The following is an 11754-nucleotide window of genomic DNA, read 5'->3' as shown; positions in this document are numbered from 1 at the left end:
CCCACCCCCCGCGCCTCGACTCAGCCCGCCACCTCCGAGCTCTTCAATCTCTCAGACCTGGGCTGCCTCAGCCGTGGAGAAGAGACCGGCCGTGCCCGCCGCCGCGGTCAGGGGCGGGAGCCCGCCCGCGCCGGACGGCCCGCGCCGCGCGTCAGCACGTACCCGCCGATCCCGGCCAGGGCGCCGAGCAGCCCGCCCGCCACCGTCCAGATCCAGCGGTCGGACCACCAGCCGCCGGACCAGCCGTCCGCCGGCGCCGCGCCGGCCACGGGCTGCTGAGCCGACGCCCCGGGCACGAGCGGAGCGGCGAGCGCGCCGTCCACCGCGTACGCGCCGCCCATGTCCTTCACGTCGGTGCGGACCTGCGCCCGTACCGGCTGCCCAAGGTCCTCCGGAGCCAGTTTCACCACCGTCAGGCGCACGTAGTAGCTCCCGGGCAGCGGGTCGTTGGCCCACTGCTCCGCCCCGGCCCGGACCGCCCGCAGGGTGCAGGACAGCCGGACCTCGGCTGCGTCCTTGGCCGCAGACGCGGTCTGGACGCCGTACGTGCAGGGCTGGCGTCGGCGCAGGCCGTCGTACACGTCGATCTGCCAGGTCGACCCGGAGTGCCGGGAGGCCGCGGGCGGCAGGGTCACCTTCGCCGTGACGGTCGCGCGCTGCCCCGTGTCCAGGGGCAGCACCCAGTACAGGTAGTCACCGGTGGACGCGTCCGCCGTGGCCTCCTGGCCCGCCTTGACCGCCGTGGCCGTACGGAACGTGGTGCCCGCCTCGGTCGGCCCGGCCGCGCCGCCGCTCGGGCTGGGCTTCGGCGACGGGCCGGCGGCCGAGGCCGCCCCCGCCAGGCCGAGCAGGCCCGCGCCGGCCAGCAGGGCGGCGCTCAGTATGCGTACGGTACGCATCAGTTGGTCCTCCAGACCGAGATACGCCAGCGGGAGATCCAGCCCCACACCAGGCCGGCCAGCAGACCGGTGAGCGCCAGTACGCCGAGCAGCCACCAGCCGCGCCCGAGACCGAAGGCGGCCACGTCGGACGCCTCGTCCGGGCCGTCCACCAGGTCGATGGTCAGCTCGACGGGCATGCCCGGGGTGGTCTTGACCGACGCGGGCGCCGAGAAGGAGTTGCCGACCTGCAGGCACACCGTCTCCGGCGCGGTCTCGGCGTTGCCGTCCGCGTCGTCGAGGGTGGCCTTCGGGTAGCGCAGGCCGGACGAGATCAGGTCGGTGCGGCCGTCGCCCGCCTCCGAGCCGCGGACGATCTCCCGTCCGTGCTCGGTGGTCGCGCGCAGCAGTACGCCGTAGTCGTTGTTGACCGCGCGGTCGGCGCCGATGCTCACCGAGGCCCGCAGCTCCTGGCCCGGCTTGACGGCGACCCGGTACCAGCGGTGCTCGCCGAAGGTCTCCCGGTCGCTGTAGATGCCGGCTTTCAGGAGCGGGGCGTCCTGGCACTGCCCGGTCCCCGCGGTCGCCACCGGAGTGACGACGGGTTCGGCGGCCCGGTCCACCAGTTGCTTGACGCGACCGGACAGTTCGGCCGTGTGCTGCACCGAGGTGTAGGTGCCGCCCGTGGCCTCTGCGATGCAGATCAGCTGGTTGCGGGTCTTGGCGTCCGGGACGAGCCCGAGCGTGTCGATGACCAGGTGGATGCCCTTGGCCGCGATGTCGCGGGCGACTTCGCACGGGTCGAGCGGGGCGCAGGTGTCCTCGCCGTCGGTGATGAGCACGATCCGGCGGGTGGCGTCACCGCCCTTGAGGTCATCGGCCGCCCCCAGCAGGGCCGGGCCGATGGGGGTCCAGCCGGTGGGGGCGAGGGTCGCCACCGCCGTCTTCGCCTCGGTCCGGTTGAGCGGGCCCACCGGGTAGAGCTGCTTGGTGTCCTTGCAGCCCACGTTCCTGTCGTCACCGGGGTAGTTGGCCCCGAGCGTCCGTATGCCGAGCCGTACTTCGTCCGGTACGGCGTCCAGCACCTCGTTGAACGCCTGCTTCGCCGCGGACATCCGGGACTGCCCGTCGATGTCCTGCGCCCGCATGGAGCCGCTGACGTCCAAGACCAGCTCTACCTTGGGGGGTTCTTTCGACACGGGTTCACCGGCGGAGGCGCTCGCCGGGAAGAGCCCGACGGCCAAAGTGGCCAGCAGGCCGCAGGCCAGGCCCGCCAGCCATTTTCTTGTGATCATCGCCGGATCGTATTGAGGATCCCCTGCCAAACCAAAACGGTCCCGCGACAGCGGCGTTCGGCCGGGTCAGAGCAGCTCGATCAGGGAGGTACGGGCCCGGGCGACCCGGGAGCGGACCGTACCGATGGGGCAGCCGAGGGCGGCGGCCGCGTCCGCGTACGGCAGCCCGAGCAGTTGGGTGGCGACGAACACCTCGCGCCGCTCGGTGGGGATCGCCGCCAGGAGTTCGGCGAGCGCGATGCCGTCCTCGAAGCCGGGCAGGCCCAGCGGCTGGGCCTGTTCGGCGGCGCTCTGCCAGTCGTCGCGGTCCGCGACCTTGGGCCGGGCGGCGCTGCGGCGCAGGCTGTCCACGACGGTGCGGCGGGCGATGGACAGCAGCCAGGTACGGGCCGAGGAGCGGCCCTCGAACCGGTGGAGGCTGCCCAAGGCCCGCAGGAAGGTCTCCTGGGTGAGGTCGTCGGCGGACTGCGGGTCCGCACTGAGGTAGGAGACATAGCGCCGGACGTCGCACTGCAGGGCGCGTACGAAGCGGTCCACGGCGTCGGGATCGCCGTCGCGGGCGGCGAGCGCGAGGAGGGTGGTCGCCTCGTCGGGACCGTCGCTGCGGCGCGCGTACGGCGCCGCCGCCGGGGCGGGGTCCGGGCGGACGGTGTCGGGGCGGGGGAGCAGGGCAGGGGTCATCGCCTGATGTCCTTCTGGGGATCCGGGATCCGGGACGGTGGATCCGGTGTCCGGCGCCGCACGGCGGGCCGGTGAGAGGTACGGCCTGCCGGACGGCATGACCGATGCCCGAGGCGCGGCGGCGTGCCGTGTGGGCCCTGTGGTCCCGTGGCCCTGGTGGACTGTGGACCTGCGGGTTTGACGGACCGTCGCGCGTCGGGGAGCCGGCTGTCAGATGACAGCGGTCCCCGAGGGCGGACCCCGTGAGGTGATGGCGTGGACGAGCAGGAGCCGGCGAGGCGGGCGGCCGCGCCGGTCCCCGCGGGGGCGTACGCGCGGCCGGTGCGCGGGTTCGGCCAGGCGGAAGACCAGCCGCAGCGGTACGAGGAGCCGGCTCGCCACGGCGCGCAGGACGCGGAAGGCGCCCTGTTCCCCGTACGCGAGCCACAGGCCGCAGAGCAGGGCGGCCAGCAGGTGGGCGGCGAGCATGCCGGTCGTCGGCATCCCGCCCGGGCCGGGCATGGTCCCCGTGGCGTCGGCCATGTCAGCCATGTCAGCCATGTCAGCCATGTCAGCCATGTCGGCCATACCGGCCATGTCGTGGTGGGCGTGGCCGGAGCCCGGCGGTGGCGGCGAGCTGTGCGTCGCGGCCCGGGCCGAGGCCTGCGTCGCCGCGGCCTGGGCCAGGGAGAATCCGGCGTGCAGGGCCGCCTGGGCGGCGACGGCGGCGCCGGTGACGGCCGCCAGACCGCGTTCCCTTCCGGCGAGCAGCCAGGCGGGCGCGCCGGTCGCGGCGAGCGCCGAGGCCAGCACCCACCAGGGGACGGGCGCAGCGGACATGAACACGTGGCCGAGCGCTGCGAGCAGCACGCAGGTGGCCGCGAACATCGCGGCCCGAACCGCACGGCAACATCGCCCCGGAGTCATGACGGGCTCATCGTCGCATCCCGGTCGGGCCCTTCACAGAGGGGCACTCACAATCGGAGCATGCCCTGAGTACGCCTCAAGTCGCCATGTGACCGGGGCCACTTCAGACGCCGGGAACTCCCGGGGCGGCCCGGCCGACTCCTCCCGCGGACCAGAGGGCGGCGCGGGAACGGAGTCAGCGGTGGGGGAGCGGAAGGCGCCGGCGGCGCCGGCGCGGCAGTCCGAGGAGGCGTCCGAGACGGCGTCCGAGACGGCGTCCGAGGGGACATCCGAAGCGGCGCCCGAGAGGACGCCCGAAGCGGCACACGGGGCGGTGTCCGGGGCGCCGTCCGAAACGCCACGCGGCGCCGCATCCGGGGCATTGCCCGAGGGCGGGCCGGGGCGTGGCCCGCTGACGGCCCTGCTCACCTGCGCGATGGCCTTCTCGATGCTGCAACTGTTCCTGCTCGGCGCGCTCGGCCCGCGGCTGGTGGACGAGTTGGGCGTCACCCCCACCCTGCTCGGCCTGACCACGACGATCGGATTCGGGACGGCGGCCGTCCTGTCGCCGGTCGGCGGCCGGGTGGTGGACCGGTTCGGCCCGCGCCGCTCCCTCGTCACCCTCCTCCTCGTCTCCGCCGTCGCGCTCGCACTGATCGGCGCGGCGCCCGGCCCGGGCTTCCTCCTCGCCGCCGTCGCGCTCGGCGGGCTGCCCCAGGCGCTGGCCAATCCGGCGACCAACAAGGCGATCCTGGCCGCCGTGCCCCCCGCCCGGCGGGGCCCGGTGACCGGGATGAAGCAATCCGGCGTGCAGTTGGGCGCGTTCGCGGCCGGACTCCCGCTGGCGGCACTGGCGAGCGGCGTCGGCTGGCGCGGCGCGGTGTGGACCGCGGCCGCCACGGCGGCGGTGGCGGCGGCGTGGGCACTGCGTGCGCTGCCCGCCGATCCGCCGACGCGGAAGGCACCGCCGCGTACCCCGTCGGACGGGGACGAGGAGCGGGTATCGCACGGTGCCACCGGCTGGCTGGCGGTCTTCTCGCTGTTCCTGGGCTGCGGGATCGCCTCCGTCAACACCTACGTCGCGCTCTTCGGCACCGAGCGGCTCGACATGGGGCCCACGGCGGCCGCGGCCCTGGTGGCGGCTCTCGGCGTCGCGGGCATCGCCGGCCGGGTGGGCTGGTCGAAGGCGGCCCGGCCGGGGCGGGCCGAGTGGCTGCCGGGCCTGCTGGCCGGCGGGGCGGTGGGGGCGGCGGGCCTGTTCGCGGCGGCCCTGTACGCGGCGCCCCTGGTCTGGGCCGGCGCGGTGGCCGCGGGGGTGTTCGCCGTATCGGGCAATGCCGTCTCGATGGTGCTGGTGATGCAGCGGGCCGCCCCCGGCCGCGCCGGGCGGGACTCCGCACGGGTCTCGGCCGGGTTCTTCGCCGGGTTCGCGGTCGGGCCGCCGCTCTTCGGGCTCCTCGCGCAGGCCGACCGCTACGGCCCAGGCTGGCTGCTGGTCGCGACCGAGTTCGCCGCGGCCTGCGCCGTCGCGACGACCTGGGCGGTACGGGAGCGGCGCCGCGCCCCTCGGGGTGCGGCGTGAGCCCCGGGCCGCCGCCCGCGTGGGCCGGGCCGGCCCTGGCCGACGTGCTCGACCGGGTCGGCGCCACCCGGGCCGAAGCCGGCGAGCGCTTCCCGCTGTACGCCGACCCGGGCACCGGCCGCTGGGTGACCACCGGCCGGGGCGCGTGGACCGGCGGCTTCTGGGCCGCACTGCTGTGGCTGCGCTCCCGGCACACCGGGGACGCCGCCGACCGGGCGGCCGCCTCGGCCTGCACCGCGCGGCTGGCCGACTGGGTGGCGGCCGACACCGCCACGCGCGGGCTGATCCTCTGGTACGGGACCGCCCTGGCCGGTGAGGACCGCGGGGCGCGCGAGCTGCGTACCCGAGCCGCCCGGGCGGCGCTGGCCGCGGTGGACGGCGAACTGGGGCTGGTGCCGTGGGGGTCGGCCTTCGGCGGCCCGCGGCTGCTGGCCCGGGTCGACGGCGTACCCGGCATGGCGGGGCTGCTCGGCGCCGCGGGCCGGGAGGGCGCCGAGGCGGCCGCCGCGCACCTGAACCGGCACCTCGACCTGTGCGGCGACGGCGACGACTGCGGCACGGACGGCCACGGCCGGGCATTCGTCCCGGCCTGGTCCTTCGACGCCGACGGCGGCGGCTGGCTCGCGTGCGAGGACCCGCCGCCCGGCTGGAGCCGGGGACGGGCGTGGCTGCTGCTGGCGGTGGCCGACGCCCTGCACCGCCCCCAAGTTGCCGCCCGTACGCCCCCGGGCCGGCTCGCGGAGGCTGCGCGCCGGCTGGCAGCCGAGCCCGCGGAGCTCGTCCCGCCGGCGGACACGGCCCGTCCTGACGGCCCCCTGGACACCTCCGCCGCCGCCATCACGGCGGTCGCCCTGCTGAAACTCGCCCGCCTCCCGGACCCCGGAGCCCTCGCGTACGCCGAGCGCGCGACCGCGATCCTGGAGCGGCTGGTCTTCAGGCACCTGGCCCGGGGCCGGCTGCTGGACGGCTGCCACGACGCCGCGCGAGGCACCGCCGTACGGCACGAACTGGTGTGGGGGGACTTCTTCCTGGCGCAGGCGCTGGCCGAGCTGACCGGCCTTGCCGACATCCGGGAGGCCTGACCGGCCCGCCGCCGCGTGTCGGTGGCGCATTTCCCGCCGGGATGGGTCTGCATGGACGAAGACACGGCAGGCACATGGAGAAGAGGACCTCATCATGCTCGTCACACGCGTGCTCGCGGTCGCCCCGGTGAGTGACATCGAACAGTCGGTGGCTTGGTACGAGCGGCTGCTGGCCAGGCCGGCCGACAGGCAGCCGATGCCGGGGCTGGCGGACTGGCACCTCACCCCCAACGGCTGGCTCCAGGTCTACCAGGACCCCGAGCACGCCGGTTCGACGCTGATCAACCTGCAGGTGGACGACCTGGACCGGGCGCTGGCGGACCTCGCCGCCCGCGGCCTGCCGGCCGGCCCGGTTCAGACCGGAGGCCGCATCTCGAGGTTCGCCGCCGTCCACGATCCCGATGGCAACCGGGTCACGCTGGTCGAGAACCCGGTGTCCTAAGGGCTGTGACCGGAAGGCCACGGCACTAGGCCGTCTCGGACGCGTGGGCGCGCAGCACCCGGCGGGCCACCGAGGTGATGTGCAGCTCGTCCGGCCCGTCGAGGATGCGGGCTGCGCGTCCCGTGCGAAACAGCGCGGGGAGCGGGGTGTCGGGGCCGAGCCCGGCCGCGCCGTGGACCTGGATCGCCGCATCCGCCACCCGCTGGAGCATGCGGGCCGCGGCCACCTTGGCCAGGCCCACCTCGACGTGCGCGTCGAGCCCGGCGCCGATCCTGGCGGCCGCCTCGTGCACCAGCGGGCGGGTGGTGCGCAGCGCGAGCAGCGATTCGAAGACGTGCTGCTGGACGAGCTGGTGCCCGCCCAGCGAACCACGCGACCCGATACGGGAGTTGGCGCGCGCGACCAACAGGTTGAAGGCGCGCTGAGCCTGGCCGAGCCAGCGCAGGCAGCGCAGGGTGCGGCCCAACTGGAGCCGCTCCCCCGCGATCGACAGGGCCCGGCCGCGCTCGCCGAGGAGATGGTCGGCGGGCACCCGGACCCGGTCGAACCCGATCTCCCACTGGCCGGACGCGCCGAAGACCGGCAGCTCGCGCACCACCCGGAAGCCGGCGGAGCCGGTGGGAACCACCAGCAGCGAGAGCCCTTCGCGGTCCCCCGGCTCGCCGTCGGTGCGGACCAGCACCGTGACCAGGTCGGCTTCGGCGGCGCCGGACACGAACCACTTGCGGCCGCTCACGATCCAGCTCCCGTCGGCCTGTTCCTCGGCGCGGGTGGCGGTGAGGAAGGGATCGGTGCCGGGCGTGTCGGGTTCGGTCATCGCGTAGCAGGCGCGGAGCCCGCCCGAGGTCAGCAACTTCGGGTACAGGTCGCGGACCCGGCCGGAGCCGTGCCGCTCCATCATCGTGACGTCGAGCAGCGGTGCGGAGCCCAGGGCGGCGGGCCCGTGGTCGCTCGCGCCCTCGGCCTCGGCGAGTTCGGCGTACGCGGCCAACGGGACTCCCTGGCCGCCCTGTTCGACGGGGAGCGGCAGGGCCCACAGGCCCTCCTGCCGCGCCCGGTCGCGCAACTCCCGCAGGGCGGCTGCGGCTGCGGGACCGCCGGCGTCGAGCACCGGCTCGTACGGCATCACCCGACTCCGTACGAACTCCTCTGTGCGGCACCGCAGTTGATGCGTGTCGCCGTGCTCCTCCACCACTTTCCTCCACTCCGCCGGGAACCCGCGGGAACAGCAGTCCGACTGTCTGCCCGTGGAGCTGGTCGGGTGCGCACCTGAGCTGGTTCCCGCGTTCCGCAGCAAGAAGATCCGCAAGGAGAAGAGGAGAGGCATGGCGTCACCAGTCACCGCGCCGACCGTCCGGCCGCTCGACGGGCTGCAGGTGGCGGCCTCGGGGCCGCCCGCACTGACCGGCCTCGTCACCGGGCACCTCGCACTCCTGGGTGCAGGCCCCGCGCCCGCGCCCGCACACCCGCAGGAGGCCCCGGACGCGCACAGCGCGCGGATCACCCTGACCGGGAGCGGCGTCGGCCTCGGCCACCAGGAAGCCCGCCTGAGCTGGTCGGCTGACCCGGCGAGCGGCATCACCGACGAGGCCACCGCGCAGGCCGCCACCGGCATCATGGCGGTCCACGGGCGCCGGGACGGCGAACCGCGCGGCCTCGCCGCCGACTACACCGCCACCGCGGCGGCCGTGCTCGCCACGCAGGGGCTCCTCGCGGGACTGCTCGGCCAGGCCCGGGGCGGGGCGGCGGCCGCGCGGGTGGAGACGAGCGCGGACCGGGCCGGCCTGCTGGCGGTCTCGCAGTACCTCGCCGCGTCCGGGGCCGACGAAGGCGAAGCGGCCGACATCGCCCCCGGAGGACCGCCGTTCACCTCGGCCGACGGCACGCTCTTCGAGCTGGAAACGCTGGACCCGGAGGCGTGGGCCGCCTTCTGGCGGGCCCTGGACGCCCCCGCCGACGCGATACGGGCCGGGTGGCGGCCGTTCCAGTTCCGGTACGCCACCGCCTGCGCCCCCTTCCCGCCGGCCCTGCACGCCACCGCGCGGGCCCACCCCTGGCAGCGCCTGCGACAGGCCGCGGCCCGGTCCGGCGCCGAGGTGTGCCGGCTGCGGAGCCTGGCCGAGCGCGCCGCCGAGCACGACGGGGCCGCCCCCTGGTCCGTGACCCCGTACGGGCCGGGGGCCGCGGGAGCGCATACCGCCGGCGCGGGCCACCGCGCCCCGAAGGCGGCGCCCACCCCGGCGAAGCCCCTGGCGGGACTGACCGTGCTGGAGGCGGGCCGCCGCATCCAGGCACCCCTGGCCGCGCACCTGCTGGGCCTGCTCGGAGCCGACGTGATCCGCATCGAGCCGCCGGGCGGCGACCCGCTGCGCGGCATGCCCCCCGCCTGCTCGGGCGTCTCCGCCCGCTGGCTCGCGCTGAACCGGGGCAAGCAGGCCGTGGAAGTCGACATCAAGTCACCCGGCGAGCGGCGCCGACTGCTCGAGATGGCCGCCGGGGCCGATGTGTTCCTGCACAACTGGGCCCCCGGCAAGGCGGCCGAACTTGGCCTGGACCACGCCGACCTGGCCGCCGTGAACCCGGCGCTCGTCTACGCGTACACCGGCGGCTGGGGTCCCGGCGCGGCCGGCCGGCTCACCGACACCCCGATGGGCACGGACTTCATGGTCCAGGCCCGTACAGGCGTCGGCGAGGCCGTCCGCCCGCGGGACGAGGCGCCGGCGCCCTCCCTGATGACCCTCCTCGACGTCCTGGGCGGGCTGCTCGGCGCCGAGGCCGTGCTCGCCGGGCTGCTGACGCGCGAGCGCACCGGGCAGGGCGTCCGCGTCGACTCCTCCCTGCTCGGCGCCTCCGACGTGCTGATCGGCCCCGCCCTGCGGCGGGTGCGGGAGGGGCGGGACCCGCGTCGCCCGGCCGGCTTCCGCAGACCGCTGCACACCGCCGACGGCCGGGTGGCGCCCGCCGACGCCTGCGCCGCGGCCGCGGCCGCCCATGACCTGAGCGCCCTGACCACCGGCGAGGCGGTCGCCCGGCTGCGCGCCCACGGGCTCGCCGCCACTCCCGTCACCGCCGATCCGGCCGAACTGCACCACGACCCGCGCTTCACCGGCTCGATCAGCCGGGACGCGCACGGTGCCCCCGCCGTTCCCGACCCCTGGAGCTTCACATGACCGTCGCCCTGCACGACCTGCTGCCCACGGGCCTGCGCCGCTCCTGGGCGGTCGACGGCACCTGCCCCGATCTCGACCTCTACAGCCTCTTCCGGGCCCGCCAGATCTCCGATCTGCACCGCACCGCCGTCCTCGACTCCAAGGGGGCGCTCTGCTACACGGCCCTGGACCGCAAGGTGCGCTGTCTGGCCACCGGGCTCGCGGAGCTCGGCATACGGGCGGGCGACGTGGTGGGCGTACAACTCCCCAACGGGCGCGCGGCCGTCATGGCCGACCTGGCGCTGGCCGCGATCGGCGCGGTGGCGCTGCCGTTCCCCGTGGGCCGGGGCAGTCTGGAGGCCGAGTCCCTGCTGCGCAGAGCCGAGGCCGTCGCCGTCATCGCGTCCGTCGGACACCGGGGGAACCGGCACGCCGCCGACCTGCGCACGCTGGCCGCGAGTCTGCCCGCACTGCGCCACGTCATCGCCGCCGGGCCGGGAACCGCACCAGAAGGAACGATTCCGCTGTCGGGGCTGCTGCGCTCCGACCCGGCCGCCTTCGTACCCGCCCGCCCCCACCCCGACAGCGCCGCCCGCATCCTGGTGTCCTCCGGCTCGGAGGCGGATCCGAAGATGATCGCGTACTCCCACAACGCCCTCGCCGGCGGCCGCGGCAACTTCCTCGCCTCGCTCATGCCGGACGGGACCCCGCCGCGCGCACTGTTCCTCGTACCGCTCGGCTCCGCCTTCGGCTCCAGCGGCACCGCCGTCACCCTGGCCCGGCACGGCGGGACCCTCGTCCTCCTGGAGCACTTCACCCCGCAGGCGGCCCTCGCGGCGATCCGGGAGCACGCCCCCACGCACGTCCTGGGCGTCCCCACGATGGTGCGCATGATGCTCGACCTCCTGGAGGATCACGGCCGCCAGGACCCGCCGCAGTACGGTGAACTGCCCGCCCCCACCGCCCTGGTGCTCGGCGGCTCCGCCCTCGACGAGACCACCGCCGAACAAGCGGCCCGCGCCTTTCGCTGCCCGGTCGTCAACCTGTACGGCTCGGCCGACGGAGTCAACTGCCACACGGGGCTCGGAAGTTCCACGTCGGAGGTGGAGGAGGGCGGCCCGGACGGCGCGGGCATCGTCGCCGGCCGCCCCGACCCGCGCGTCGCCGACATCCGCATCACCGACACCGGGACGGGAGAGCCGCTCCCGGACGGCGAGATCGGCGAGATCATCGCGCGCGGCCCCATGACCCCCATGTGCTACGTCGGCTCGCGGGAGCTGGACGCCCGCTACCGCACCGCCGACGGCTGGGTCCGCACCGGCGACCTCGGCCGGATCGACCGGGCCGGGCTGCTGCACGTCGTCGGCCGCCTCAAGGACATCGTCATCCGCGGCGGCGCCAACATCAGCCCCGCCGAGGTGGAACGGGAACTCGCCGCCCACCCCGGCGTGCGCGACGTGGTGTGCGTCGGAGTACCGGACGAACTGATGGGAGAGAGGCTCGCGGCCTGCGTCGTACCGCGCGGCGCACAGGCCCCCACCCTCGGCTCGCTCGGCGAACACCTCGGGCGGCGCGGCCTGGAGCGGCGCAAGCACCCCGAGCACCTGCTGCTGGTGGACCGGATCCCGCTGACCCCGGCCGGCAAGCCCGACCGCACGGCCCTGTGTGAGCGCCTCGGCCGCGTGGCGGTGACCGTGTAGTGACACTGGGCGAGGACCCGGCCGACCAGGCCCTTGACGGCGTCGATGTAGTTCGTGCCC

At 75.7% G+C, this 11754-nt stretch carries 10 protein-coding genes; 5 read left to right on the top strand and 5 right to left on the bottom strand.

All coding sequences use genetic code 11. From position 1 onward, the window contains the following. Positions 1 to 107: 107 nt before the first annotated feature. The 4 genes from ACFWBF_RS36080 to ACFWBF_RS36065 all read right to left on the bottom strand — a co-directional run bounded on the left by ACFWBF_RS36080 (position 108) and on the right by ACFWBF_RS36065 (position 3760). Positions 108 to 899 carry a hypothetical protein gene (locus ACFWBF_RS36080; protein WP_385609075.1) on the bottom strand — a complete coding sequence of 264 codons (792 nt, stop codon included), beginning with the start codon at positions 897 to 899 and terminating at the stop codon, positions 108 to 110. Further along, positions 899 to 2173: a VWA domain-containing protein gene (locus ACFWBF_RS36075; RefSeq protein WP_385609074.1), complete on the bottom strand. Its 1275-nt coding sequence runs from the start codon at positions 2171 to 2173 to the stop codon at positions 899 to 901. Before ACFWBF_RS36075 ends, ACFWBF_RS36080 begins: the two co-directional genes overlap by 1 nt. 66 nt (positions 2174 to 2239) lie before the next feature. Further along, positions 2240 to 2854, bottom strand: coding sequence for a sigma-70 family RNA polymerase sigma factor (locus tag ACFWBF_RS36070; RefSeq protein WP_385609073.1), 615 nt, complete (start codon positions 2852 to 2854; stop codon positions 2240 to 2242). Between the two features lie 210 nt (positions 2855 to 3064). Continuing rightward, complete coding sequence (locus ACFWBF_RS36065; protein WP_385609072.1) at positions 3065 to 3760, bottom strand: hypothetical protein; 696 nt, start codon at positions 3758 to 3760, stop codon at positions 3065 to 3067. A gap of 415 nt (positions 3761 to 4175) precedes the next feature. On the opposite strand from ACFWBF_RS36065, the gene ACFWBF_RS36060 reads away from it, so the two are divergent. From ACFWBF_RS36060 to ACFWBF_RS36050, 3 genes are all read left to right on the top strand, one after another. Continuing rightward, a complete protein-coding gene (locus ACFWBF_RS36060) occupies positions 4176 to 5321 on the top strand; it encodes an MFS transporter (RefSeq protein ID WP_385609076.1) in 1146 nt (381 codons plus the stop codon). Continuing rightward, on the top strand, positions 5318 to 6403 hold the full coding sequence (locus ACFWBF_RS36055) for a sugar ABC transporter permease (protein WP_385609071.1): 1086 nt from the start codon (positions 5318 to 5320) through the stop codon (positions 6401 to 6403). The genes ACFWBF_RS36060 and ACFWBF_RS36055 overlap by 4 nt, the downstream gene beginning before the upstream one ends. Positions 6404 to 6497: 94 nt before the next feature. Continuing rightward, entirely contained in the window at positions 6498 to 6845 is a 348-nt protein-coding gene (locus ACFWBF_RS36050) for a VOC family protein (RefSeq protein WP_385609070.1), read from the top strand. 25 nt (positions 6846 to 6870) lie between these two features. Here the strand turns inward: ACFWBF_RS36050 and ACFWBF_RS36045 are convergent, their stop codons facing one another. After that, positions 6871 to 8040 (bottom strand): acyl-CoA dehydrogenase family protein, encoded by a 1170-nt coding sequence (locus ACFWBF_RS36045; RefSeq protein ID WP_385609069.1) that lies wholly within the window; start codon positions 8038 to 8040, stop codon positions 6871 to 6873. Between the two features lie 130 nt (positions 8041 to 8170). On the opposite strand from ACFWBF_RS36045, the gene ACFWBF_RS36040 reads away from it, so the two are divergent. Both ACFWBF_RS36040 and ACFWBF_RS36035 read left to right on the top strand, forming a co-directional pair. After that, positions 8171 to 10015 (top strand): CoA transferase, encoded by a 1845-nt coding sequence (locus tag ACFWBF_RS36040; RefSeq protein WP_385609068.1) that lies wholly within the window; start codon positions 8171 to 8173, stop codon positions 10013 to 10015. Next, positions 10012 to 11694 (top strand): class I adenylate-forming enzyme family protein, encoded by a 1683-nt coding sequence (locus ACFWBF_RS36035; RefSeq protein ID WP_385609067.1) that lies wholly within the window; start codon positions 10012 to 10014, stop codon positions 11692 to 11694. Before ACFWBF_RS36040 ends, ACFWBF_RS36035 begins: the two co-directional genes overlap by 4 nt. Positions 11695 to 11754 lie beyond the last annotated feature (60 nt).

The sequence above is a fragment of the Streptomyces sp. NPDC060028 genome (assembly GCF_042736725.1).
In the GTDB taxonomy this organism is placed as follows: domain Bacteria; phylum Actinomycetota; class Actinomycetes; order Streptomycetales; family Streptomycetaceae; genus Streptomyces.
The sequence above is the reverse complement of the archived record's forward strand: the minus strand, read 5'-3'. Positions and strand labels throughout refer to the sequence as shown.

Excerpts from the sequence above, each read along its gene's own strand:
- ACFWBF_RS36080 (WP_385609075.1), bottom strand. The coding sequence starts at position 899 with ATGCGTACCGTACGCATACTGAGCGCCGCCCTGCTGGCCGGCGCGGGC.
- ACFWBF_RS36075 (WP_385609074.1), bottom strand. The coding sequence starts at position 2,173 with ATGATCACAAGAAAATGGCTGGCGGGCCTGGCCTGCGGCCTGCTGGCC.
- ACFWBF_RS36070 (WP_385609073.1), bottom strand. The coding sequence starts at position 2,854 with ATGACCCCTGCCCTGCTCCCCCGCCCCGACACCGTCCGCCCGGACCCC.
- ACFWBF_RS36065 (WP_385609072.1), bottom strand. The coding sequence starts at position 3,760 with ATGACTCCGGGGCGATGTTGCCGTGCGGTTCGGGCCGCGATGTTCGCG.
- ACFWBF_RS36060 (WP_385609076.1), top strand. The coding sequence starts at position 4,176 with ATGGCCTTCTCGATGCTGCAACTGTTCCTGCTCGGCGCGCTCGGCCCG.
- ACFWBF_RS36050 (WP_385609070.1), top strand. The coding sequence starts at position 6,498 with ATGCTCGTCACACGCGTGCTCGCGGTCGCCCCGGTGAGTGACATCGAA.
- ACFWBF_RS36040 (WP_385609068.1), top strand. The coding sequence starts at position 8,171 with ATGGCGTCACCAGTCACCGCGCCGACCGTCCGGCCGCTCGACGGGCTG.
- ACFWBF_RS36035 (WP_385609067.1), top strand. The coding sequence starts at position 10,012 with ATGACCGTCGCCCTGCACGACCTGCTGCCCACGGGCCTGCGCCGCTCC.